At 43.1% G+C, this 25,115-nt stretch carries 24 protein-coding genes; all 24 read left to right on the top strand.

Annotated elements, in window-relative coordinates; genetic code table 11:
- Window positions 1–4: 4 nt before the first annotated feature.
- The 24 genes from murD (at window position 5) to rodA (ending at window position 25,113) form a co-directional block, all read left to right on the top strand.
- On the top strand, window positions 5–1,282 hold the full coding sequence (murD, locus tag PHG87_02875) for a UDP-N-acetylmuramoyl-L-alanine--D-glutamate ligase (protein ID MDD5477135.1): 1,278 nt from the start codon (window positions 5–7) through the stop codon (window positions 1,280–1,282).
- Window positions 1,275–2,369, top strand: coding sequence for a putative lipid II flippase FtsW (gene ftsW, locus PHG87_02870; protein ID MDD5477134.1), 1,095 nt, complete (start codon window positions 1,275–1,277; stop codon window positions 2,367–2,369). The genes murD and ftsW overlap by 8 nt, the downstream gene beginning before the upstream one ends.
- 2 nt (window positions 2,370–2,371) lie before the next feature.
- A complete protein-coding gene (murG, locus tag PHG87_02865; GenBank protein MDD5477133.1) occupies window positions 2,372–3,451 on the top strand; it encodes an undecaprenyldiphospho-muramoylpentapeptide beta-N-acetylglucosaminyltransferase in 1,080 nt (359 codons plus the stop codon).
- Window positions 3,451–4,221, top strand: a complete 771-nt coding sequence (locus tag PHG87_02860; GenBank protein MDD5477132.1) for a peptidase MA family metallohydrolase — start codon at window positions 3,451–3,453, stop codon at window positions 4,219–4,221. Before murG ends, PHG87_02860 begins: the two co-directional genes overlap by 1 nt.
- Window positions 4,218–5,576: a UDP-N-acetylmuramate--L-alanine ligase gene (gene murC, locus PHG87_02855; GenBank protein MDD5477131.1), complete on the top strand. Its 1,359-nt coding sequence runs from the start codon at window positions 4,218–4,220 to the stop codon at window positions 5,574–5,576. The genes PHG87_02860 and murC overlap by 4 nt, the downstream gene beginning before the upstream one ends.
- Window positions 5,551–6,432, top strand: a complete 882-nt coding sequence (gene murB, locus PHG87_02850) for a UDP-N-acetylmuramate dehydrogenase (GenBank protein MDD5477130.1) — start codon at window positions 5,551–5,553, stop codon at window positions 6,430–6,432. Before murC ends, murB begins: the two co-directional genes overlap by 26 nt.
- Complete coding sequence (locus PHG87_02845; GenBank protein ID MDD5477129.1) at window positions 6,423–7,367, top strand: D-alanine--D-alanine ligase; 945 nt, start codon at window positions 6,423–6,425, stop codon at window positions 7,365–7,367. The genes murB and PHG87_02845 overlap by 10 nt, the downstream gene beginning before the upstream one ends.
- On the top strand, window positions 7,348–8,139 hold the full coding sequence (locus PHG87_02840) for a hypothetical protein (protein ID MDD5477128.1): 792 nt from the start codon (window positions 7,348–7,350) through the stop codon (window positions 8,137–8,139). The genes PHG87_02845 and PHG87_02840 overlap by 20 nt, the downstream gene beginning before the upstream one ends.
- Window positions 8,126–9,382, top strand: a complete 1,257-nt coding sequence (gene ftsA, locus PHG87_02835) for a cell division protein FtsA (GenBank protein ID MDD5477127.1) — start codon at window positions 8,126–8,128, stop codon at window positions 9,380–9,382. The genes PHG87_02840 and ftsA overlap by 14 nt, the downstream gene beginning before the upstream one ends.
- 483 nt (window positions 9,383–9,865) lie before the next feature.
- Window positions 9,866–10,519 carry a YggS family pyridoxal phosphate-dependent enzyme gene (locus PHG87_02830; GenBank protein ID MDD5477126.1) on the top strand — a complete coding sequence of 218 codons (654 nt, stop codon included), beginning with the start codon at window positions 9,866–9,868 and terminating at the stop codon, window positions 10,517–10,519.
- Window positions 10,520–10,521: 2 nt separating this feature from the next.
- Window positions 10,522–11,340: a pyrroline-5-carboxylate reductase gene (proC, locus tag PHG87_02825; protein ID MDD5477125.1), complete on the top strand. Its 819-nt coding sequence runs from the start codon at window positions 10,522–10,524 to the stop codon at window positions 11,338–11,340.
- A 1-nt stretch (window position 11,341) separates the two neighbouring features.
- Window positions 11,342–12,202, top strand: a complete 861-nt coding sequence (mtnP, locus tag PHG87_02820; protein MDD5477124.1) for an S-methyl-5'-thioadenosine phosphorylase — start codon at window positions 11,342–11,344, stop codon at window positions 12,200–12,202.
- The gene (gene ileS, locus PHG87_02815) at window positions 12,192–14,984 is read left to right on the top strand and encodes an isoleucine--tRNA ligase (GenBank protein MDD5477123.1); all 2,793 of its coding nucleotides are present in this window, start codon (window positions 12,192–12,194) and stop codon (window positions 14,982–14,984) included. The genes mtnP and ileS overlap by 11 nt, the downstream gene beginning before the upstream one ends.
- On the top strand, window positions 14,981–15,361 hold the full coding sequence (locus PHG87_02810; GenBank protein ID MDD5477122.1) for a TraR/DksA family transcriptional regulator: 381 nt from the start codon (window positions 14,981–14,983) through the stop codon (window positions 15,359–15,361). The genes ileS and PHG87_02810 overlap by 4 nt, the downstream gene beginning before the upstream one ends.
- A 26-nt stretch (window positions 15,362–15,387) precedes the next feature.
- Window positions 15,388–15,822, top strand: a complete 435-nt coding sequence (gene lspA, locus PHG87_02805; protein ID MDD5477121.1) for a signal peptidase II — start codon at window positions 15,388–15,390, stop codon at window positions 15,820–15,822.
- On the top strand, window positions 15,812–16,552 hold the full coding sequence (gene lgt / locus PHG87_02800; GenBank protein MDD5477120.1) for a prolipoprotein diacylglyceryl transferase: 741 nt from the start codon (window positions 15,812–15,814) through the stop codon (window positions 16,550–16,552). Before lspA ends, lgt begins: the two co-directional genes overlap by 11 nt.
- Window positions 16,549–17,466, top strand: coding sequence for an RluA family pseudouridine synthase (locus PHG87_02795; GenBank protein MDD5477119.1), 918 nt, complete (start codon window positions 16,549–16,551; stop codon window positions 17,464–17,466). Before lgt ends, PHG87_02795 begins: the two co-directional genes overlap by 4 nt.
- Window positions 17,467–17,587: 121 nt before the next feature.
- Window positions 17,588–18,445 carry a hypothetical protein gene (locus PHG87_02790; protein MDD5477118.1) on the top strand — a complete coding sequence of 286 codons (858 nt, stop codon included), beginning with the start codon at window positions 17,588–17,590 and terminating at the stop codon, window positions 18,443–18,445.
- A complete protein-coding gene (aroA, locus tag PHG87_02785) occupies window positions 18,442–19,815 on the top strand; it encodes a 3-phosphoshikimate 1-carboxyvinyltransferase (protein MDD5477117.1) in 1,374 nt (457 codons plus the stop codon). Before PHG87_02790 ends, aroA begins: the two co-directional genes overlap by 4 nt.
- A 133-nt stretch (window positions 19,816–19,948) precedes the next feature.
- A complete protein-coding gene (locus PHG87_02780; protein ID MDD5477116.1) occupies window positions 19,949–21,022 on the top strand; it encodes a rod shape-determining protein in 1,074 nt (357 codons plus the stop codon).
- A 20-nt stretch (window positions 21,023–21,042) separates the two neighbouring features.
- On the top strand, window positions 21,043–21,816 hold the full coding sequence (gene mreC / locus PHG87_02775) for a rod shape-determining protein MreC (protein MDD5477115.1): 774 nt from the start codon (window positions 21,043–21,045) through the stop codon (window positions 21,814–21,816).
- Window positions 21,813–22,283 (top strand): rod shape-determining protein MreD, encoded by a 471-nt coding sequence (gene mreD, locus PHG87_02770; protein MDD5477114.1) that lies wholly within the window; start codon window positions 21,813–21,815, stop codon window positions 22,281–22,283. Before mreC ends, mreD begins: the two co-directional genes overlap by 4 nt.
- Before the next feature lie 17 nt (window positions 22,284–22,300).
- Window positions 22,301–24,016 carry a penicillin-binding protein 2 gene (gene mrdA / locus PHG87_02765; GenBank protein ID MDD5477113.1) on the top strand — a complete coding sequence of 572 codons (1,716 nt, stop codon included), beginning with the start codon at window positions 22,301–22,303 and terminating at the stop codon, window positions 24,014–24,016.
- Entirely contained in the window at window positions 24,013–25,113 is a 1,101-nt protein-coding gene (rodA, locus tag PHG87_02760) for a rod shape-determining protein RodA (protein ID MDD5477112.1), read from the top strand. Before mrdA ends, rodA begins: the two co-directional genes overlap by 4 nt.
- Window positions 25,114–25,115: the final 2 nt, after the last annotated feature.

The following is a 25,115-nucleotide window of genomic DNA, read 5'->3' as shown; positions in this document are numbered from 1 at the left end:
ATCCATGCGCAATACTAGCTATTTTAAAAACAAAAAGATAACCATTGTCGGCCTTGCCCGGTCCGGGGCAGCCTGCGCCAATCTGTTGCAGAGATTGGGGGCTTCGGTGAGTATTACGGATATTAAGGATAACGCGCAGACCAAAGAAGCTTGCGCTAAGCTTTGTTCAGGCGATATTTTAGTTGAACTGGGCAGGCACAGCCGGGATTTTATTAAGCCGGCGGATTTAGTGGTTATTTCTCCCGGAGTGCCGGCGGATGCCTTACCGATTAAATGGGCCAAAGAATTTAATATACCGGTCATCAGTGAAATTGAGGCAGCTAGCATCCTTTGTCCGGCGACTATTATCGCGGTAACCGGTTCAAACGGAAAAACCACGGTCACTACTTTAATTGGGAAAATTTTGGCCGCTTCAGGAAAGAAAGTTTTTGTCTGCGGGAATATCGGCAACCCATTTTGCGGTGAAGTGGAGGCGATGCAGGAGGGCGATTTTGTTGTCCTTGAGGTAAGCTCTTTTCAGCTGGAGACGATCGAAGATTTTAAACCCAAGATCGCGGTTATTTTGAATTTAACCCCGAACCATCTTGACCGCTATAATAATATGCAGGAGTATTTAGATGCTAAGAAGCGGATTATGATGAATCAGGACCAGGATGATTTTTTAATTTTAAATGGGGATGATGCGTTGCTTAAGGGTATGGCTGCCCAGGCAAAATCAAAAGTTGTTTTTTTTACCAGGCAGGATGGCTTCAATCCTAACCAGAGCACGGTCATTAGCGTTGGAAAAATCTTGGGGATTGATCAGGGCCTGATCCTGGATGTTTTTAGTAAATTCAAAGGGATCCAGCACCGCCTGGAGGATGTGCGGGAAATTAACGGGGTAAAATTTATTAATGATTCTAAGGCAACCACGGCAGATTCAGCAATCTGGGCGATTAAGAATATTGATACCCCTATAATTCTTATTGCCGGGGGCAGGCACAAAGGGATTGATTACCGGGTAATCCGCGAGTTTGCCCGGGATAAGGTTAAACATCTGGTGCTTATCGGAGAGGCAAAAGAGAAGATCGCTTGCGCCCTTGGCGGTGAATTTCCGACAGAAAATGCCTCTACTTTAAAGGAGGCGGTAGAAAAAGCTTTTGTTTTGGCCAAGCCGGGATATTCGGTATTATTATCGCCGATGTGCTCAAGTTTTGATATGTTTAAAGATTATGAAGACCGGGGCATGGCCTTTAAAGAGATTGTGCTGAATTTAGGCAGCGGAGTTACTCTGGATGGTTAAAAAGGCGCGGATTAATCTGTTTACTATATCCATCGTGCTTATTTGTATTGGTATAGTGATGATTTATAGTTCCTCGAGTATTTATGCCTGGGAGAAGTATGGAGATAGTTTTTATTTTTTAAAGCGCCATTTGTTTTTTTTACTGGCAGGTCTAATCTTGACTTTTTTAGTCATGCTTGTTGACTATCGCTTGTTCAAAAAACATGCCCGCTTGTTACTTTGGATCGCTTTTGCTTCGCTGGTTTTAGTGCTTATTCCCGGCGTAGGCAAAGAGGTCTCCGGTGCCCGGCGTTGGTTTAGATTTAAATTTATCAGCTTCCAGCCCGCGGAGTTTGCTAATCTGGCGCTGATTATTTATATCTCCGATTTTATTTGCCGTAAAGGAGATAAGATTAAGCTGCTGCTTAAAGGATTTATGCCTCCGATATGCGTATTAGGGGCAACCACTTTACTCATACTTCTACAGCCGGATTTGGGTACGGTTATTGCCTTAGGCAGTGTGGTCCTGATCATGCTTTTTGTTGCCGGAACAAGAGGAACTTATATTTTGAGTTTACTGCTTTGCAGTTTACCGGCGCTTTATCTTCTGGTTTTTAAGGTGGCTTACCGCCGGGTCAGGATCTTGGCGTTTTTAAACCCCTGGCTTGATCCTAAGGGCACAGGCTTTCAGATTATCCAGTCACAGATTGCCATAGGCTCCGGCGGATTATTCGGCAGGGGGCTTGGGCATTCACAGCAGAAGCTTTTTTATCTTCCGGCAGCCCACACGGATTTTATTTTTTCGATTATCGGAGAAGAGCTGGGATTGGCCGGCACATTGGGAATAATCGCATTGTTTATGATCTTTATTCAACAGGGCCTTAAAATTATCAAGAATGCCCAGGATAAATTCGGGTATTTTCTTGCCCTGGGTTTAGTTTTGATGATTTCGCTTAAGGCGATTGTAAATATCGGTGTTTCTTGCGGAGTTTTTCCTACCAAAGGTTTGCCGTTGCCGTTTATCAGCTATGGCGGTTCTTCGCTGATATTTGATATGGTTAGCCTGGGCATATTAATCAATATTGCCCGTACGGGAGAGTATCCTTAAATATGCGTGTTTTGATTGCTACCGGCTCAAGCGGCGGGCACATCTTCCCCGCGCTATCTTTGATTGAGGCATTAAAGAATTCAGGCGCTGACTTGCTTTTAGTCCTGCCCAAGAAAAGCAAGGATAATAATATCTGCGTTGAATTTGCGCAGGTTAAATATATCCAGGCGGCTTCTTTAAGTTTTAGTTTAAACAGCAGGAATATAGCCGGCGCCTGTTCATTTTTATTGGGTGCCTGGGAAGGGATGCTGATTATTTTAAAATTCCGGCCGGATGTGGTGGTTGGATTCGGCAGCCTTAATACTGTGGCCCTGATATTCTGGGCTTGGTTATTTAGGGCAAAAACCATAATTCATGAACAGAATGTTATCCCCGGCAGGGCCAACCGGTTATTGGCTAAGTTGGTGGACAAGGTAGCGGTATCCTTTAGCCAGACAAATAAATACCTGAATATATCCGGTGAAAAGATCGTCCTGACAGGTAATCCTCTGCGCAAGGATTTGGCCCCCGTAGACAGGAAGCAGGCGCTTGATTTTTTTAAGTTTAAAGAAGGAAAATTTAATATATTAATTACCGGAGGAAGCCAGGGGTCGGCCAAGTTAAACTCTGTTTGTTTTGAGGCAATCGCCGCTTATCCAAAAAAAGATGACCTGCAGCTGATCCATATTTCCGGAATCCAGGATTATCCCCGGCTTAAATTAAAATATGATCCATTGAATTTGAGCTATAGGCTGTTTGAATTTTTTCCGGCTATGCAATATGCTTATAGCGTGGCGGATCTGATCATCTGCCGGTCAGGGGCCACAACCATTGCCGAACTACAGAAATTTGGAATTCCGGCGGTATTAATCCCATATCCTTTTGCTTACGCGCATCAAGAGGCTAATGCCCGGATACTCGCAGATCCCGGGGCCGCCCTGATCATTAAAGATGAGGAATTGCGCGTGGAAAAATTGACCGATCAATTAAATGTGTTTTTGGCAAATCCGGAGAAACTAAAAGCGATGCGCCGGGTATACGCGCAGTTTACGGTTGCGGATGCCGCTTGCTTATTAGCCAAGGAAGTGCTAAGTTTAAATTAATGCGCCGATTTAAATTATTCCTCATCTTTCTATTTTTTCCGTTTATTGTTTTTGCGGATAATCCGGATTGGCAGGTATTAAAAAGCACGCATTTTTTGGTTTATTATAAAAGCGCTCCGGAAAGATCGCTTAATGAGTTAACTCAAAAAGCCGAGGACTGTTATAATAGTATTACCGAGGATTTAGGTTTTAACCGTTTTAATTTTTGGACTTGGGATAACCGGGCAAAAATTTATCTTTTTGATAACCAAGAGGAATACAGGAAAGAAACCCATGCCGCGGATTGGTCGGCAGGAGAGGCAAGCGTTGCCAGTAAGACAATCATGACTTTTGTGACCGCCCCCGGGTTTTTGGATAATATCCTTGCGCATGAAATGGCGCATATTATTTTTAATGAGATGGTGGGTTTTAATAATCCGGCTATCCCCCTTTGGCTTCAGGAAGGAGTTGCTACCTATCAGCAGAAAAATATATTCTCGGTAAAAGCGGATTTAGCCGATAAGCTAAGGCAAGGTAGCTTTATTAACCTGGAGGAGCTAAGCCGCACAGTGGTGTCCGGTTCACAAGACAGGGCAAAGGTAGCGTTATTTTATGCGGAATCGTATAGCCTGGTGAAATATTTAATTTCCGAGTTTGGTAAAGACAGATTTGTATTTTTCTGCCAGAACCTGCGGGACATTAAAGATTTAGGGGAAGCTTTAATAAAAACATATTCTTTTGCCAGTATGGAAGATTTTGAAAGCGCCTGGAAAGCGTATATTTTAGAATGAAGGATTATTATCACTTTATCGGTATCGGCGGAATAGGCATGAGCGGAATCGCCCGTTTAATGCTTAAAAGCGGTTATAAGGTAAGCGGTTCGGATTTAAAAGAGAACCGGATTACCGATGAGCTTAAAAGCCTGGGGGCCAAGATATCCATTGGCCACAACGCCTCAAATATTACCGGCCAGGATGTGCTGGTTTATTCTTCGGCGATAAGGCAGGATAATCCCGAAATACTGCGGGCCAAAGCTTTGGGAATACCCTTGATTAAAAGAGCGCAGGCTCTGGCCGGGCTGATGCGGGGGAAAACCGCGATAACCGTTGCCGGCAGCCACGGCAAAACCACCACTACTTCATTGGTTTCTTATATGCTGCTTGAGGCCGGGTTAAACCCCACGGTAGTTATCGGAGGGATACTGAATAATATTGATACCAATGCTTGCCTGGGGGATGGCGATTTTTTCGTCGCTGAAGCCGATGAGTCCGATGGTTCATTCTTAAATTATACGCCCAAGTATTCAATTATTACCAATATCGACCGGGAACACCTGGATTATTACCATAATTTCGATAATGAATTGAAGGCCTTTAAGTCTTTTATAGAACGTACTCAGAAAGGGGGCTGTGTTTTTGCCTGTTCCGATGATCCCAATCTTTTAAAGATGCTGAGTATTTATAAAGGCAAACATTTATCGTTTGGCCTAAATAGCGGAGCTGATATAAACGCCAAGAACATTTCCTTTACCGGTTTACTTTCAGATTTTGATTGTTATTTTAAAGATAAATTTGTTTCCCGTTTTCATCTGGCCTTGGGCGGTGAACATAATATTTCAAATTCTTTGGCGGTAATCGGTTTAGGGATGGAATTGGGTATTGATTTAGAGTGTATCCGCAGGACTCTAAAAGGGTATAAAGGGGCAAGCCGCAGGCTTGAGACAAAATTTAAGAGCGATAAATACCTGGTGATCGATGATTATGCCCACCATCCTTCGGAGATAAAAGCTACTTTGGCGGCAATCGCTAATCTCAAGGCCGGGCGCAAGATCGTTATCTTCCAGCCGCATCGTTATACCCGTACGCAGCTGCTTCTAAATGATTTTGCCAAATCTTTTGACCAGTCGGATTACCTGATTATCACGGATATTTACGCGGCCAGCGAACAGCCTATAGAAGGTGTAGCCGCCCGGAAGTTAATGGAAAAAATAAAGGAACACGCCAAAGATAAAGAAGTCTTGTATTTGCCTAAGGAAGATATTCTCGACCATCTTTTAGGGATCATTCGGGAGAATGATCTGGTGATTACCCTGGGCGCAGGGGATATTGTAAAGGTTTCCGATGCTCTGGCCGAAAAACTTAAATAAAAAAATAAAAACTAAAATAAGCCTGGCTGCTTTTACGAGTTTTAAGATTGGCGGGCCAGCCAAATTTTTCTTTGAGCCAAGGGATCTTAAAAGTTTACAAGAGGCCTTGGCCTGCGCCAAGAAGGCGGGAGTAAAAGTTTTCATATTAGGAGGAGGCAGTAATATTTTAGCCAGCGATTCCGGAGTAGATGGGATGGTAATTAAGTTAAGCGGCCGGGATTTTCAACGCCTAGATCATAAAGGCACTTGCATAACCGCCGGAAGCGGTTTAAAATTAAATCAGTTGATTTTATTTGCTAAAGATAAAGGCCTGTCCGGTTTAGAGTTTCTTGCCGGAATTCCCGGAACACTGGGAGGGGTATTGGCTGGTAATGCCGGAGCCTGGGGCAGGTCAATCGGGGAGCGGGTGGAAGAAGTATCGGTCTTAGATTATAATGGCAGGCCAAAGCTTCTGGCCGGCAGAAATTTGCGGTTTGCTTACCGTAAATCTAATTTAAATAAGTATATTATTCTTTCGGCAAAACTTAAATTACACGCCGCAGATAAAGATAAGATCGCCCTTAAAATCAAAGAATATCTTTTAAGGCGCGGTAAAACCCAGAACAACAGCCTGCCCAATGCCGGCTGTATCTTTAAAAATCCGGCTAAAAATCCGGCGGGGAGGCTTATTGATGCCTGCGGATTAAAAGGAAAAACAAAAGGCGCAGCTTTAATTTCCAGGGCCCATGCGAATTTTATTTTAAACTCAGGCAAGGCAAAGAGCAGCGATGTTTTGTCGCTTATGGATTTAATGCGAAGGAAAGTCAGGGAAAGATTTAAAATTAACCTGCAGCCAGAGATAAAAATATGGAGATAAAGGATTTTGGCAGAGTCGGGGTTTTAATGGGGGGGCCTTCTTCAGAGAGGGGGATCTCTTTGAAAAGCGGTGAGGCCGTATTATCCGCGCTGCTTGAGTCGGGAGTAGCGGCGGTAGGCATTGATATAACTACCGATAATGTGGAAGAGAATATCCGGCGGCTTAAGAGCCATAATTTAAATTCCGTATTCATTGCTTTGCATGGCCGTTTTGGAGAAGACGGTTCAATCCAGGAGATCCTGGAAAAAATGAATTTACCTTACACCGCTTCAGGAGTCGCGGCCAGCCGGCTAGCCATGGACAAGATCAGTTCGCTAAGAAAATTCAAAGACGGCGGGCTATGCGTGCCTAAATCCCGTTTTTTAGAGAAATCGGTTTATCGGAAAAACAGGGTTTATGAAAACGATCTGGGGCTGCCTCTAGTAGTTAAGCCGGCTAATCACGGTTCAAGTATCGGGCTCTCACTGGTTGAGCGTGATGAAGGGATATCTGCGGCTATTGATCTGGCTTTTGAGTTTGATGAACGCATAATTATCGAGGAGTACATATTTGGAAGAGAACTTACGGTGGGGGTTTTGGATGAAGCGGCTTTGCCGGTGATCGAAATTATCCCCAAAAATAAATTTTTTGATTTTGAAGCTAAATATCAGGCGGGATTAACGGAGTATATCATCCCTGCTCATTTAGAGGAGGATATTGCCGGAAAAGTCCAGCAAGCGGCTTTAGCGGCACATAAACTTCTGGGTTGTTTTGGCTGCTCACGCACGGATATTATATTGAGTAAAGACGGTTTGCCTTACGTCCTGGAGGTCAATACCATACCGGGGATGACGGCGACCAGCCTTTTACCCAAGGCTGCCAAAATCATCGGTATAGATTTTAACCGGCTTTGTATTAAGCTTTTGGAATTAGGTTATGAAAAAGCGAAGGTTTAATTTTCCTGTAAAGATTATTATATCCTTGGCAATAATTTTACTTGCCTTCTCTTTTATAATAGGATATATTTGTAAAGCTTTAACTACTTCAGATTTTTTTGCCGTTAGGCAGGTTGTCGTCAGGAATTCCGAGAAGTCATTTGATTATTTAAAAGGCAGGAACATTTTTAGCCTGGATCTAAACGGTGAATCCCACAGGGCTGCTTTAAGCTGCCCGGATTGCCGCAAGGTTAGGTTTGCCCGGGTACTTCCCAACTGCGTATTTGTGGATTTTTTGAAGCGCAAGCCTGCTGCCTTGGTTAAATTCTATAAAGATTTTGCCATCGATGAGCAGGGGGTGTTATTCTACTCAAACGCGGCCATTGAGGAAGCAGGGCTGCCGGTTATCTATGGCTTAGAAACAAAGATATTTGCCCCTAAGCCGGGGACAAGATATAAAAGGGCTGAACTTGATTTGGCTTTAAGTATAGTTAAGGAATTTAAAGTTAATAAAGCTTTTCAGGGTTTTACCTTAATAAGAATTGATGTGGCGGATCTGCAGAGCGCGGGCTTTTTTATTCTTCTGCCCAAGCAGTTGGCCGATTATACAAAACCCGTTGCTCAAGCAGAGTGGATTGGTTTTGAGGTGCGCACGGGAGAAAATAATATCAGGCAGAAAATGATAATCTTAGGCGGCTTGGTTATCCAGGCGCGTAAAGAATGGGGCAATATAAAGTATATTGACCTTCGGTTTAAGGAGCCGGTAATAAAGCTTAACAATGTTAAACAATAATTATATTTGCGCAATAGACATCGGTTCAAATAAAATCGCGGGTTGCCTGGCTAAGATAAAGAAAAGCCGGATAGAGGATATTTTTTTTGAGGTTATGCCATCCTCCGGGGTTAAAGAAGGGGTGATTGTTGATGCCACGCAGTTAGTGGTTTGCCTGACAAAAATTATGAAGAGCCTGAAAACTAAATCTGGATTGAGGATCAAGTATATTCATGCTAATTTCTCCGGAAAGGATATCTTAACCAAGCATAGCCACGCGATTATCCCGCTTGCCGAACGCGGCAATAAGGTGATTACCTCAACGGATATAGCCAGCGCTAATGAACAGGCGCGCATCCTTGGTTCCAGCTTAGAGGAGGAGATAATCCACGTAATTCCTTCCAGCTATACCATTGATTCCAAAAGTAATGTTATTAATCCTATTGGTTTATACAGCCACAGGCTGGAGGTAGATCTATATCTGGTCTGCGCCAGGATTTCTTCTTTGCAGAGCTTAAGCCGGGTGATAAGCCAGGTTGGTTATGAGATCAGGAATCTTTCTTTTTCGGGGCTAGCCACTAGCCAAGCAGTGTTTGGCAGAGAAGAAAAAAAAGGGTTAAGCGTGTTTTGCGATGTGGGAAGCGATGTTACAGAACTGCTTATCTTTAAAGACGGGCTCTTGCAGGATATCCAGATTTTGGCATTAGGGGGAAACAGCATGACGGCCCAGCTCTCGGAAGGATTAAAAATTAATTTTGAGCTGGCAGAAGATATCAAGCGTTCTTACGGGATTATCGGCGATGCCGGCAGTATTGCGGAAAATAAAGAAATTTTGGTCAAGAAAGATGAATTCTATAAACCTCTAAAACAGCGCGATGTAGCTTTAATGACTACCAACTCCGGCCGCCTGGTCTGCGCGCAGATTAAGGAAATCATAGAGAAAAAGGTGGCCTTGCATGAAATTGATCACTTTATTATGGCCGGTAAAACGCTTCTGACGGATGGATTTATCGAGATGATGGAGAGCTTAACGGGTATTCCGGTTAAGCTCGGCCGGATCAGGAATCCGGAGATCGCCGCGTTAGTCAAAGAAAATAATGATTTAGCCGGACAAAGATATCTGACTTATCTGACTTGCCTGGGGATGGTCTGTGAAGATTTAGAAAACAAGACCGTAGGGAGTTCGCCTTTAGTTAAGCCTGCCAAAAACCTCTTTTTTAAAGCGGTAAACCGTTTCAAAGAAGTTTACCAGGAATATTTCTAGTTTTTCCCAAGCTTTCCGTCTTTTGCTTCCGTCGCTGAAATTTTTCGCCGTGTGCTGCGGTTTACGGCTTGTTCCGGCAGCGCAGTGTTCCTTACGTATAAAGGTATTGCCTGCACTCGCCGTAATTCCTTGCACACAACTGCCGAAAAATTTCTAATGCTCCTCCAGCAAAAGCCGGAAATCTTGATAATATTCATAAAATCGACATTCGCTGCGAAACTTGTCAGTGTCATTTATATATATTATCAGCGGATGGCTTGGCTTGATTTCGAGCAGGGCGTTTGCAGGCCGAGCGGGCACGGCTGCCCACAATAAATGCTCCGGCAGAGCGAGGCCGAAACCCGAGCGCAGTTTGCCGCGCAGGGGCAAACAAGCGTCCCTGCGAGAAAACAAGACAAGGCAGACGCTTAAGGCAGGACCCGCTATCCATTTTGTTTTAATTGACCCTCCTAGGTTATTGTGTATAATATATTAATCTAATCTATGATTAAAGAGAATATCGAGAGAGTCAGGCAGCGTATCGGGCAGGCTTGCGCAAAGATTAAGGTTGATCCTGATAAGATTACCGTAATCTGCGTAACCAAAGGCAGATCTTTTCTCCAAATTCAAGAAGCAACGAGTTTTGGCCTAAAAGATATCGGCGAGAACAGGGTGCAGGAAGCCTTGGGGAAATATGAACAATTTTCCGGTCTAACCTGGCATATGATCGGCCACTTGCAGTCAAATAAAGTAAAAGAGGCCTTAAAAATATTTGACTTTATTCATTCGGTTGATTCGGTCAGTTTAGCTCAAGCGATTGATAAGCAGGCAGCCAGGATGAATAAAATTCAAGAGGTGTTCCTTGAGGCCAAAACTTCTCCGGAAGCCACAAAATTCGGGTTTTCCCCGGAAGCCTTAAGCGATGCTTGCTCAGAAATTACCGAACTAAAGAATATAAGAATTAAAGGATTAATGACTATCGCCGCGGTGGTAGGTGATACCCAGGAAGCGCGCCCGTATTTCGCGCGGCTTAGGCAATTACGGGATAAATTAAATCCCGCTTGGCTGCTTTCGATGGGGATGAGCGATGATTTTGAGGTGGCGATAGAAGAGGGCGCTAATATTATAAGATTAGGGAGAGCGATATTTGAGGGTTAAGAATGGAAAAAGTCGGCATTATCGGTTACGGGAATATGGGTAAGGCAATCGCAGAGCGCATAAAAGAAAAGTATGCGGTCTGTGTTTTTGATAAAGATAAAAATAAAATCTCTGCCTTAAAAAATATAACTGTTGCCGGTGCGCCTGTTCAGTTAGCCAAAGAATCCGAAATTATTATTCTGGCAGTCAAACCGCAAGATTTTGATACCTTGCTTAATGAGATCAAAAATTTTACGCAGGGCAAGTTGATTATTACTATCGCCGCCGGCATTACTACCAAATACATCAAGAACCGCTTGGGCGAAAAAACGCGGATCATCAGGGTTATGCCGAATATGCCGGCTCAGATCGGCCGGGGAGTTTCTGTTTTGTTCAAGGAAGAAAATGCTACCGCAGCGGACCTGGATTCGGCCTGGCAGTTATTAAATTATATAGGCCTGGTATTGGTTACCACCGAGGAGAAGATGCTTAATGCGGCAACAGCAGTTTCCGGAAGTGGACCGGCTTTTTTCTGTCATTATATTAAAGAAAAGGCAAACGCGGATAAAGAGCGGGATGGGTTCATTAAAATGTTAGCGGATGCTGCCGTGAGTATAGGTTTTGACCAGCGGGAAGCTGATGTTTTATCTGAGAAGACCGTTGATGGCATTATTGCCATGTTAAAAGAAAGAAATTTATCCTGCGCGGATATAATTAAAATGGTTGCTTCAAAAGGGGGGACAACTCAAGCCGGCCTTGATGTGCTGCAATCAGGGGGGTCTCTTGAAGAAGCAGTAAAAAGCGCCAGCAAGCGCGCTGATGAATTAGGGAAAGGGAATTAATATGTCAAAAATCGGTATTATCGGCGGAAGCGGACTATACAAAATCGAAGGGATAGAGATTATAAAGCAGGTAACTGTTAAGACTCCTTTTGGCAGGCCTTCGGATAAATTTACAATCGGAAGGTTAGAAAATAAAGAGGTAGTTTTTTTGCCGCGCCATGGAGTTGGGCACCGCATATCCCCCAGCCAGATAAATTACCGGGCTAATATTTTCGCGATGAAAAAATTAGGCGTAGAAAGGATTATTTCGGTAACTGCCTGCGGAAGCCTGAAGGAGGAGATGAAGCCTTTGGATTTTGTGGTGGTGGACCAGTTTGTCGACCGTACTAATCACGCGCGGGAAATGAGTTTTTTTGACCGGGGCATTGTCAGTCATATTGTCTTTAGCCATCCTGTGTGCGCACAGCTTAGCGCAGGCATCTACTCAGCCGGTAAATCTTTAAATTTGAATATGCATAGAGGCGGCACATATATTAACATGGAAGGCCCGCAATTTTCTACATTAGCCGAAAGCAAGCTTTACCGCAGCTGGGGCATGGATGTGATTGGGATGACTAATCTGGCCGAAGCCAAGCTTTGCCGCGAGGCGGAGATTTGTTATTCTACGGTTGCCTGTATTACTGATTATGACTGCTGGCATCCGGAGCATGAGTCGGTAACTTTGGAGATGGTGATCAGTAACCTGCAGAAAAATGCCGAGAATGCTAAAAAGATTATCCATAAAGTGATTAAGGAGTTAGAGCCGCAACGCCTGTGCAGTTGCGGCCAGGCATTAAAGTTTGCCATTGTTACGGATAAAAAACTCATTCCTGGAAAAACCAAAAAAGATTTAAATATAATTATAGGAAAGTATGTCCAATAATTCCGAATATAAAAATACCTTAAATTTACCCAAAACGGATTTTCCGATGAAGGCTGATCTTCCCAGAAGGGAGCCGCTTTTATTGCAGAAATGGATAGGGCAGGGTATTTATAAGCTCGTCAGCAAAAAATCCGAAGGAAAGCCAAAGTATATCCTGCATGACGGCCCGCCTTATGCTAACGGCGATATCCATATCGGCCATGCCTTAAATAAAACTTTAAAGGATATTATTGTTAAATATAAGACGCTGCGCGGAAATTCCTGCGCTTATGTGCCCGGATGGGATTGCCACGGCCTGCCGATTGAACATCAACTGCTCAAAGAGCTCAAAATGCATAAATCCCAGATATCCCAATTGGATTTCCGCAAAAAGGCATTTGTTTATGCCAACAAATATGTCGAAACGCAAAAGGATCAATTTAAGCGTTTAGGAGTATTTGCCGATTGGGAAAACCCGTATTTAACTTTAAGCCATGATTACGAGGAGAGTATACTTAATTCTTTAGCTGTGCTTAATGAAAAAGGGTATTTGTATCATGGCCTCAAGCCGGTGAATTGGTGTTTTAAATGCGAGACTGCTCTGGCTGAAGCCGAGGTTGAATATGAGGATCACAGTTCTCCGTCGATTTATGTAAAATTTAAGCTTAATGAGCATCAAGATTTTCAGGAGGACAGTTTCCTGGTTATCTGGACCACCACGCCCTGGACCTTGCTTGCTAATGTTGCTGTGGCTGTGCATCCGCAGTTTTCCTACCTTTACATTAATACCGAAAAAGGGAATTTGATTGTTGCCAAAGATTTACTGTCTGTTTTTTTAACTAACAGCAGTATCTCCAAACATACAATTATTAAGGAGCTAAAAGGCAGGAATCTGGAAGGGTTAATTTATACCCATCCTTTTATGCCAAGAGAAGGCAGGGTAGTTTTAGCTGACTATGTATCTGGTGAAGAAGGCACGGGCTTAGTGCACACCGCGCCTGGCCACGGTAATGAAGATTATTTTACCGGGATTAAATATAAATTGGATATAATTATGCCGGTTGATGCTAAAGGTATTTTTGATTCTACTGCCGGCGAGTTCCAGGGGTTGCATGTATATGATGCTAATCAGCCCATCCTTGAGAAATTAGAAAAAACCGGCGCCTTGCTGTTTAACTTCAGTATCCGGCATTCATATCCGCACTGCTGGCGCTGTAAGACTCCGGTAATCTTTAGGGCGACCCGGCAGTGGTTTTTGAATATGGAACATAATGATTTAAGGAATAAACTGCTAAAGATAATCCACCAGCATGTTAAATGGGTTCCTCCTACCGGAGAAGAAAGGATTTCGGCGATGGTTTCTTTGCGGCCGGATTGGTGTCTTTCCCGCCAAAGATACTGGGGCGTGCCTATCCCGGCTTTAATCTGTAATAATTGTAAAGAAGAATTTTTATCCACAGAGGTAATCCGGAATTTTGCGTTCCAAAGCGCAAAAACCGGGACAGATTGCTGGTTTGAACAGCCGGTCGAAGATTTCCTTCAGGGAGATATTTACTGTCCGCATTGTAAGGGTAAAAATTTTTCTAAAGGCGCTGATATCTTAGACGTCTGGTTTGATTCCGGGTTAAGCTGGCAGGCAGTATTAAAGAAAAGGAAAGAGTTGGAATTTCCGGCCGGCCTTTATCTTGAGGGTTCGGATCAGCACCGCGGATGGTTCCAATCATCGCTTATTCCGTCTGTCTGCATAGAGGAGAAAGCGCCTTTTAAGAATGTGCTGACCCATGGTTTTGTGGTTGACGGCTCAGGCCGAAAGATGTCTAAATCTTCAGGCAATGTTATTTCTCCTTTTGAAACTATCAAGGATTACGGCGCAGATATCTTAAGGATGTGGGTTGCCTCCAGCGACTATAATGAAGATATCCGTATCTCGCCGGTTATCTTAAGCCGTTTATCTGAGGCCTATCGTAAGATCAGGAATACCGCGCGTTTTATTTTAAGTAATTTGTATGATTTTGACCCGGATACGCAGAAAGCAGAATATAAAGATTTTAGAAAAATTGATCAGTGGATACTTAGCCGTTTAAATTCATTATGCTCCGTGGTGGATAAAGCCTACGCTGATTTTGAATTTCATAAGGCCTATAAATCAATTTATGATTTCTGTAACGAAGACCTTTCGATGTATTATTTGGATATGGCCAAAGGCAGATTATATACTTATGCTGCTTCTTCGCCGCAGAGAAGGGCGTCCCAGACAGTTTTATATGAAGTCCTTAATTGCCTGGTAAGGATTATTTCTCCCATTTTAGTTTTTACCGCTGAAGAGATCTGGCAAAATATGCCCAAGGAGGCTAAGGATCAATCTTTAGCCAGTGTTCATCTTTTAGATTGGCCGGAAAACAAGGAGAAGCTTTTTGTGAGCGAAGAAAAAGAACTGCTTAATCTTGATTTATATGTTATTAAATTTTTATCTCCTCAAGTAGCCAAGAAGTTAGAAGAATTACGTACAAAAAGCGAGATCGGCAGCTCCTTTGATGCGCAAATAAATATATTGACAAAAACCCAGGATCGTTATACATTCTTACAAAGCTTTAAAGAGCAACTCTGTGAGATTTTTAAGGTTTCTGGCGTTGAGGTTACCCTGGATAAGGAAAATCCCGAAGATCTTTCGATTAAGGTAGCCAAAGCCAAAGGCAGCAAATGCCCGCGTTGTTGGAATTATTCGCAAGAGATAGGCAAGGATAAAGAGCATCCTTTGCTTTGTGATAATTGCCTTGCGGCATTAAGGGGGAAGGCCAAGTGAAGAAATTTTTAAAAAAAGATTTAAAGGAGTTTAAGAAAATCGTCCTCAAGAAAAAAGAAGAGATATTCGAGGATCTTAAGCATATATCCGACGATACGTTAAGAAAATCCCAGAAAGAGGCCTCCGGGGACATTTCCGGCTATACCTATCATATGGCCGATGTGGCTACCGATAATTATGACCGTGAGTTTTCGTTGGGGCTGGCTTCCAATGAAAGAAAAGTTCTTTATGAGCTGGATGACGCGCTAAAGAGGATAGAAGACGGATCTTTTGGCATTTGCGATGATTGCAAAGGGCAAATTACTAAAATCAGGTTAAAAGCGGTCCCTTCTGCCCGGCTCTGCATAAAGTGCCAGCAGAAAAGGGAAAAAAGATAAAAGCTTTAATTTATCAGGCTTAACAGATGGCCTTGACCATTATTGCCAGTGTAATTTTTTTAGACCAGATTACCAAGTTTCTCGCCGTAAGACTCCTGCGATTAAATACCCCGGTTATTTTGATAAAAAATTTTTTAAACCTGACCTTGGTGCATAATCGCGGGGCGGCTTTTGGTCTGTTCCAAAACCAGCTGTTTATGTTTGTGCTGATTTCGATTTTTGCAATCGCGCTTATTTTGCACAACCTCAGGAACAAAAAGAATTCATTTATTTTTAAATTATCTTTAAGCTTAATTTTAGGCGGCTCAGCCGGTAACCTGATTGACCGCCTGCGTTTTGGTTTTGTGATTGATTTTCTGGACCTGCGGATCTGGCCGGTGTTTAATCTGGCGGATTCGGTCATAACCATCGCCGCGATTTTATTAACCTGGGAATTATTATTTAAGAAAAATGCTGCCTGAAATCTGTCAAATCGGTCCGTTTACTATTTATTCATACGGCCTTATGCTGGTCCTGGCTTTTTTTGTGAGCAGCTATTTGGCTTCTTTACAAGCAAAAAAAGAGGGGCTTGATCCCGATTTAATTTTTAATCTGTTTTTTCTTGTTTTTATCTTTGGAATTATCGGTGCCCGGGCCTTTTATGTGCTCAATGACCTCAGCTCTTACCTGCGCAATCCCCTGGAGATCATTATGCTCCAACACGGAGGCCTGGCCTGGTTTGGAGGGGTAATTTTTGGGTCACTGGTTGTGATTTTATTCATCAAGAAGAATAAGCTGGGGTTGCTTAGAACCCTGGACCTCTTGGTTCCTTTTATTGCTTTGGGGCAGGCAATCGGCAGGATCGGGTGTCTTTTAAACGGATGTTGTTTTGGAAGGGTTTCAGCATTTGGGATATATTTTAAAGTTTTTGACCAGGTCTTAATCCCGACGCAATTATATTCCTCTTTGCTTCTATTGTTTATTTTCTTTGTTTTAAGATTTATGCAGGATAGAAAACACCTTCCGGGGACTATCCTTTGCGCTTATCTTTTTCTTTATTCTATAAAACGTTTCTTTATCGAATATTTCCGCAACGACAGCCCCCGATTGTTTTATGGCTTAACTATTTTTCAGCTTCTGTCTTTGGCGATGTTTATTGTCTCGCTTTTGATCCTAATCAAGATAGCTTACGATAAGAAAAAAACATTATGAAAGAATTGTTATTAAAAGTCTTAGCCAAAGAGGCCAAGACGCGCCTGGATTTGCTTTTAACGGATTATTCTGCGCGCAATAATTTGGGTTTATCGCGTACAATTATCCAGAAACTTATCCATGAAGGCAGGGTTTTTTTAAACTCTCAAGCAGTCAAGACTCCTCATTACAAAGTAAATCCGGCAGATGCGATCAAAATCATTCTTCCCGAAAAAGAAAAAACAGAATTTTTACCGGAACAGATCCCTTTGGAGATTGTTTATGAGGATGATGATCTGCTGGTGATCAATAAACAGACGGGCCTGGTGGTGCACCCGTCTCCCGGAAACTGGGAGCACACCTTAGTTAATGCTCTTCTTGGCCGAGGAACGCAGCTTTCTGATATAAACAAAAACCGGCCGGGTATTGTTCACCGTTTGGATAAAGATACCAGCGGCCTTTTGGTGATTGCCAAAAATAATTCCAGCCATTTAAAATTAGCCAAGCAGTTTGCCCAGCATAGTATCCAGCGAAAATATATTGCCATCGTTTGCGGCCGGGTTGAGTTTGATGAAGATGTAATCGAAGCCCCTATCGGCCGGCATCCTTTAAAGCGAAAAAATATGGCCGTTAGTTTTGCGCCAAACACTAAATACGCCCGCACGCACTACCGTACTTTAAAACGCGGTAAATTTTTTAGTTTTCTGGAATTAAGGCCGTTTACCGGCAGGACGCATCAGCTTAGGGTGCACCTGGCGCATTTAGGATATCCCATACTGGGCGATACTAAATACGGAAAGAATGCTAATTTTCCCCGCCTGGCTTTACACGCCCAAGAAATTGGTTTTATCCATCCTGCCAGAAATAAGCCGGTTCATTTTACCAGCAAGATACCCCTAGAGTTGGAAGATTTCATTAAAAAAAATATATCTTGATTTTTACCTAACTAATGTTATAGTAATGGGTAATAAACACGGATTAAATTATAATAGGTGAGACACCCCGCGTTTAGCGCAAGTTGCGCGGGTGTTGTCTTCGTAGACAAAAGGAGGCAAAATGTATCGCAAAGGTACAATTATCTTACCCATTTTAATCGTCCTAATTATTATCGCATCAGCATTTGCCGCTGTATCATTTTATTTATACCAAAAAGAACACGCGCAGAATATCCAACTTCAGGATCAAATTACCGAGTTAAATAATCGTCAGCGTATTACCGAGGATAAGCTTGGAGAATCCAAGAAACAGGCCAGTGAGCTTGCGCTTAAATTACAGGAGTCCGGCGCCAAGGTCGATTCTTTAATTAAGGAGATGATCCAGAAGAAATCGGAACTGGCGGAAACTTCAAATAAATTAGAGCAGTTTAAGGCAGACCTTGAGCAGCAGAAATCTTTGCGGCAGGACCTTGAGAACAGGCTCCAAGCAGCTCAAGAAGAGGGTAAACAAACAAAGGAGCAGATAAAAATTATCCAAAAACAAAAGGCTGAACTTGAGGATAAAATCAAAAATATGGAAAGCGGCTCAGCGGGTGTAGAGCTGGGTAAGGTTGTTGTCGCCGGGGAACCCGTTGTGATTGATAATACCGCTAAGGGAAAGGTTAAAGCGGCTAATGCCAAGATTAACGCTGCTGCCTTAAAGGCGGAAAAAACTGATAAAAAAACTCAAATCCCTTCGCCGGGTATTTTGGAAGGCAAGGTTATGATCGTAAACAAAGAGTTTAATTTTGCCGTGATTAATTTAGGCAGTAAAGATAAGGTTGAGTTAGGGCAGGAGTTCAGGGTTACCCGCGACGGCAAATATATCGGCGATTTAAAGGTCGAGAAGGTCCATGAATCTATGTCTGCCGCAGGTTTTATTCCGGAGTTAAAAGACCTGATCAAAGAAAACGATAAGGTAACGCAAAAAGCAAAGTGAGCCCCGTTAGAAAATCTGCTAATCGGGCAAAAGTAAAATTTTCTAACCGCACCAAATCTTTTTTAATCCAGGATAAGTTCATCCCCTGTGGTAAACTAACCCTTCCCGGTGATAAGTCTATCGCCCACCGAGCCTTGATTTTAAGCGCTTTAAGCCAAGGGAAAACTATCCTTAAAAATTTTCCAATCCACGCCGATTCTTTAGCTACATTAAATGCCTTAACTGCTTTGGGGGTAAGTATACGCATTAAGGAAAACCAGGTTCTGGTTTTTGGCAGGGGAAGGCAGGGTTTAAAAAAATCCCGTAAACCGATTTTTGTGGGTAATTCCGGTACGACCTTACGCCTGCTTTTAGGCGTTTTAGCGGCAGAGGATTTTAAAACCAAAATTATCGCGGGAAAATATCTTTCGGCAAGGCCGATGTCCAGGGTAAATGTGCCTTTACGTTTGATGGGAGCCGGCATTAGCGCAAAAATCAAAGGCGGGGAAGAGTATGCTCCGATAGTTATAAATGGAGGGGATCTTAGGGGGATTGTTTATCGCATGCCTATTGCTTCGGCTCAGGTTAAATCCGCGATTCTTCTGGCAGGTTTATCGGCTAAAGGTAAGACCCGGGTTATCGAGCGCCTAGGCAGCCGCGATCATACGGAGCGTATGCTTAAAATTTTTGGCGTAAACATAGTTGCAAAAAATAATGGTATAACCTTAGATCCGGATAGGGCCTTAGTTAGTCCGGGCCAAATTTATATCCCCGGGGATATTTCTTCGGCAGCTTTTTTTATGGTTTTAGCCTCAATAATTCCCGGAGCTAAAATTACCTTTGAACGTTTGAGCCTTAATCCTACCCGCATTGGAATAATCAAGGTTCTTAAAAGAATGCAGGCAAAGATAAAAATAAGAGATCTTAGGGGCAGGCAATCCGGAAGTTTTGAACCCGTTGGTAATCTTATAATAAGCAGCAGTAAGCTTAAAGGGGCATCCGTTGCTTCTTACGAAATACCTTCATTAGTTGATGAGTTGCCGATTATTATGGTTGCTGCCTGTTTTGCAGAAGGCAGGACGGTAATCAAAGGGGCAGGTGAGTTAAGGGTTAAGGAAACTGATCGTATTAATTCTATGGTTAGAAATTTAAAATCTATGGGAGCGGATATCGGAGTTAAAAAAACCGGTTCCGCAGAAAGTATAATTATAAAAGGCGGCAAGCATCTTCATGGCGCCAGCCTTAAGAGTTTCGGGGATCATCGTACTGCCATGAGCATGGTGGTTGCTGCTTTGGCAGCGGAAGGAGCGTCCAGGCTGGATGATATCAACTGCGTCGGTAAATCTTTCCCCGGATTTTTAGAGGCATTGAAGAGTTTGGGGGCAGGCTAGTAAGTTGTGGCCGCATTTATTTATTTGACAAAGGGTTTAATCTTTGTTAATATCTTTCTAACTACCTAATTTCACATGCCGCGCTTATATGGAATTGCGCGGGTGTGCCTTAGTAGGCAAGGAGATAATAAATATGGGAAAGCTAAGTCAACAACTAAAGAGGGCGATCAATTATGTTTTAGGTCTTTTTTCCAATGATATGGGGATTGACCTGGGAACAGCGACAACTTTAGTTTTTGTTAAAGGCGAAGGGGTAGTGCTTTGTGAGCCTTCGGTGGTGGCTATTGAACGCGGTACTTCGCATGTTTTAGCCGTAGGAGATGAAGCCAAGCGTATGCTTGGGCGGACTCCCGGCAACATCATTGCGATCCGGCCGATGAAAGACGGAGTTATTTCTGATTTTGAGATTACCGAAGCTATGCTTCGGTATTTTATTAAAAAGGTGCATCACCGCAAGGTTTTAGTCAGGCCCAGGATTGTTATTGCTATCCCTTCGGGCATAACCGAAGTGGAAAAGCGGGCGGTAAAGGATTCCGCGGAGCGCGCCGGAGCCAGGGAAGTGTTTTTGATTGAAGAGCCAATCGCCGCGGCTATCGGCGTGGGCCTGCCTATCCAGGAGCCCGTCGGTAACATGATTATTGATGTCGGAGGCGGGACTACGGAGATCGCGGTAATTTCGCTTGCCGGAACAGTTTTTTCAAAATCCATTCGTATCGGCGGAGATGAAATGAATGAAGCAATAGTCGAGTATCTTAAGAAAACATATAATCTTATGGTTGGGGAACGAACCTCTGAAGATATTAAGATAAAGATTGGTTCAGCTTATCCTTTGGAAGAAGAGATGAGCATGGAGGTAAAAGGCAGGGACATGGTTGCCGGGCTTCCTAAAACCGTAACCATTACCAGCGAAGAAATACGCGAGTCCCTGCAGGAACCTCTGCGCGCGATATTAGAAGTTACAAAAGTATCGTTAGAGCGGACTCCCCCGGAGTTAGCCGCCGATCTTATTGATCACGGTATTGTTATGGCCGGAGGCGGTTCATTATTAAGAGGATTGGATAAATTAATTTCCGAAGAAACCGGGCTTCCCGTGCATATAACCGATGATCCGATTGTCGCGGTTGCTAACGGTACGGGGATTGTGCTTAGCGAAATTCAATATCTTAAGAAAGTAACCGTACCGGTTAAAACCGACGTACGTAGTTAAATCTTTCCAGATCTTTCAATGTGCTTAAGGTGCCCCGTAAAAACCTAATTATTTCTATTTCCGTTGTTTGCGCAATACTCCTGATTTCTAATTTTCTATCCTGTCTAAAAAATTCTACGCAAAAAACATTCAGGCCCCAGCTTTCTCTGATCAGCTTACTTAAGCGTGAATTTGCCGGTATTATTTTCTATCACCGTAATATGATCCAAGCCGAAGAATTAAACACCCAGGTTGGGCTATTACGCTGGAGATTATTTGATTTTCGGGAGCTCAGCCAGGAAAACAACCGGCTTAAAGACCTGCTTAATTTCAAACAAAAATCTCCTCTGCGCCTGGTTGCCGCCAGGGTGATTGGCCGTTCTCCGGATGTTTGGTCTGCCAGTATTATTATTGATAAGGGGAAAAATAGCAGGATTATTCCGGGAATGATTGTGGTTAATCCCCGAGGGTTGGTGGGCAAGGTGGTGGAGAGCGGGGATAATAACAGCAAAGTATTGTTGATTAATGATGCCAGCCAGGGTATCTCAAGTATTGTGCAACGCAGCCGGCAGGAAGGTTTAATCAGCGGAACTCTTGGCGGTAATTTAATTATGCGCTATCTTCCCGATGAAGCGCAGATTGCCGTAGGAGACTTAATCGTTACTTCAGAATTAAGCCAAGTCTATCCCAAGGGCCTGCTTATCGGCAAAGTGATTAATATCGGCCGCGATTTTTCCGGGCTTTGCCGTTATGCCATAGTCAGGCCGTCTGTGGATCTTGCCAGTATCGAAGAAGTATTGGTTATTATTCCATGAAAAAATGGCCTTTATTATTAATTGCAATTATTTTGGCCACCTTCCAACTAGCTTGGCCGGTTTTTTTAAGTTTTTTTAATTGTAAGCCTGACCTGCTCTTAGTTTTAGCCGTAACTTTAATCTTTTATTTAGATTTTAAGGCCGCTTTGATCTTTGCTGTTTTTTGCGGTCTGCTTAAGGATGTTTTTTTACCATCTTCTCTTGCGTTAAATACAATTTTATTTCCCCTGTGGAGTTTTTTAATTTACAGGCTATCCAGCCAAATATCTACCGAAGACGACTATATGCGTCTGGCCATAGTCTTGGTTGTATCCTTATTAAACAATATCATCATCGGCCTGCAAAACATAAATTCCGGCAATATCATACCGCCGTTTATTTTTTTGCGCAACTTAATCATTCCTTCGGTTTATACGGCAGCATTATCTCCTTTGGTTTTTAAGCTGGTTAAAAGAATAACTGTATAACCTATCAAGGTAAAGTTATGGAAAGAAAAGACATTTTAAATTTAATAATAATTTTCGTGTTTTGTGTCCTGTTGATGGGGTTGCTCAACCTTGATATATTACAAGGGGCAAAGTTCCGCCGGCAGAGTGACAATAATTGTATCCGGTTGATACCGCAATCCGGCTCAAGAGGCAATATCTTAGACCGTAACGGCGAGATTATCGTGGATAGCAAAATCTCTTATGACGTAATGATTTTACCGCAGGACCTTAAGCGTATTGATCAAATCATGAATAGGATAAGCCGGATATTGGGCGTGGAGGCTAAAGAATTAAAGGCCGCGTTCAAGAGGAATTTTATTTCTTCAAGCGTACCGGTTACTGTGGCCACCAATATCGACCTTAAAAAAGCAATATTGCTGGGGGAATATAAAGTTGAGGAGCCCGGCGTTATGGTCCAACCCGAACCTTTACGCCATTATCCATATGGCCCATTAGCGGCCCATGTTATCGGCTATGTTAATCAGATCGACCGCTGGCGTCTGACCAAGCTGGAAGATTATGGTTATAAAACTAAAGATATCGTGGGATTTGGCGGAGTTGAAGAAAAATATGATTATTATTTACGCCAGGAGGAGGGTGGGCTTTCCGTTGAGGTAAACCATCAGGGTAAATTTATGCGCGTCTTAGGCTTTGAAGCTCCGTCTAACGGAAGGGATGTCCAATTAACCCTAGATCTTAAGATCCAGAAAATTGTAGAAGAAAATTTAACCGGTAGGAAAGGAAGTATAATTTTAATGGATCCGCGCAGCGGAGAAATTTTAGCTTTGGCCAGCCATCCAAATTTCGACCCCACTGTTTTTGTCGATAACCGCACCACGCTTATTTCCGGTTTATTTAATAATCCGGATGCTCCGTTAATCAACCGGGCGATCAGCTCCAGCTATCCGCCGGCCTCGGTTTTTAAACTGATTGTAGCTTGCGGCGCCCTGGAATTAAAAAAAATAAACCTTTCCACCAGTTTTCTTTGCCAGGGCTCAACCATGGTGGGAGCCAGAAGGTTTGCCTGTTGGGATGTGCATGGGCCAGAGGATATTTTCCAGGCAATCGCTCATTCCTGCGATGTCTTTTTTTATAAAACAGGTTTGTTGGTAGGGGCGCAAAATATCCATGATTATGCTTTAAAGTTGGGTTTGGGTAAAAATGTAGGTTTTGAGCTTCCCTACGAAACAAGCGGTTTTATCCCATCTCCACTCTGGAGGAGGATAAATAAATTCCAGAATTGGTTTGACGGGGACACTGCTAACCTGACTATTGGCCAGGGGGATTGCCTGGTTACGCCATTGCAGGCAGCCAATATGATGGCTGTTTTTGCCAACGGCGGGTATTTATTAAGCCCTTATATTGTCAAAGCAGTAGGGGGATTAGATTTCTCCGCGAAAAAGAAAAAACTTATTCGGGTAAATTTTAAGAAAACTACTTTTGATGTCTTATCTAAGGGATTGCGGAAAGTAGTTACTGATGATAAGGGCACGGGGAATGCCTTATCATTTTTACCCGTTGCCGTTGCCGGAAAAACCGGCACTGCCCAGGTATCCCACGGAACAAACCATGGTTGGTTTTTGGGTTTTTTCCCTTTTGATAAGCCTAAATTCGTAATTTGCGTTTTCTTGGAAAACGGCGGTTCGGGCCATGCCGCCAGCGTTGTTACCAAGCAAATTATTGAGCAGATGAGTAAGCAGGGGTTAATATGAGGAATTCTTTTTTTAGGATTTTGGTCCTTAGCTTGATTATCGCCACGCTAGGAGTTTTGTCTATTTACAGCAGCACCTTCCAAAAGGAAGGAGCCTGGCAGGGTATATATATGCGCCAGGTGCTTTGGCTGGCAATCGGGTTGGTTTGTTTTTTTGCCATTTCAGGTTTTAATTACCGAAAACTCTGGGATGCCAACTATTTCATTTACGGTATAGCTTTGTTTTTTCTGTTTTTGGTTTTTGTCCTGGGCATTGTAAGGTTGGGGGCCCAGCGCTGGCTTAAGTTTGCCTGGTTTAATTTTCAGCCCTCGGAGTTTGCCAAACTGGCGATTATCATATTTTTGGCGCGTTACTTTAGCCGTAAATCTGCCGATGACACGTCTTTATTGTCCGGGAAGTTTGGGATCTTCCAAGGGATAATTTTACCCTTTATATTCGTAGCTGTCCCCATGTTTTTGATTATCGAACAGCCGGATTTAGGCAGTGGGATGATGCTGATGCTGGTTTTTGTTTGCCTGTTGTATTTAACCCATGTTCGATTAAGATATATTTTTATTCTTCTGGTTTCGTTGGTTTTTCCGTTGCCTTTTTTCTGGCATTTTTTACGCGATTACCAGAAGCAGAGGTTATTGGTTTTTTTGAATCCTAATATCGATCCTTTGGGCGCCGGATATACGGTGATTCAGTCGCGCATTGCCATTGGTTCCGGAGGTTTCTTTGGCCGCGGCTGGCTTTCCGGTTCGCAAAGCCAATTATATTTTTTGCCGGAATCGCATACGGATTTTATTTTTGCTACCTTTTCAGAGCAGTGGGGTTTTCTGGGCAGCTGCCTGCTTATCTTTATATATTATTTAATTATTCGCCAGGGTTTCATAATTGCCCAAAGGACGCAGGATACCTTTGGAAGGCTGCTTGCCTATGGGATATCTCTTTTGTTGGGAATACAGGTGTTTATCAATATCGCGATGAATATGGGGTTGGCGCCCGTTGTCGGGCTGCCTTTGCCCCTGATGAGCTACGGCGGTTCAAGCGTATTGGCTACTTTTGTTGCTTTGGGAATTTTGGCGAATATCGACCGAACCCGCAATGTTTTTTAATC

Source organism: Candidatus Omnitrophota bacterium, assembly GCA_028716245.1.
GTDB lineage: Bacteria > Omnitrophota > Gorgyraeia > Gygaellales > Profunditerraquicolaceae > UBA6249.
This window is presented reverse-complemented; position numbering and strand designations above follow the sequence as displayed.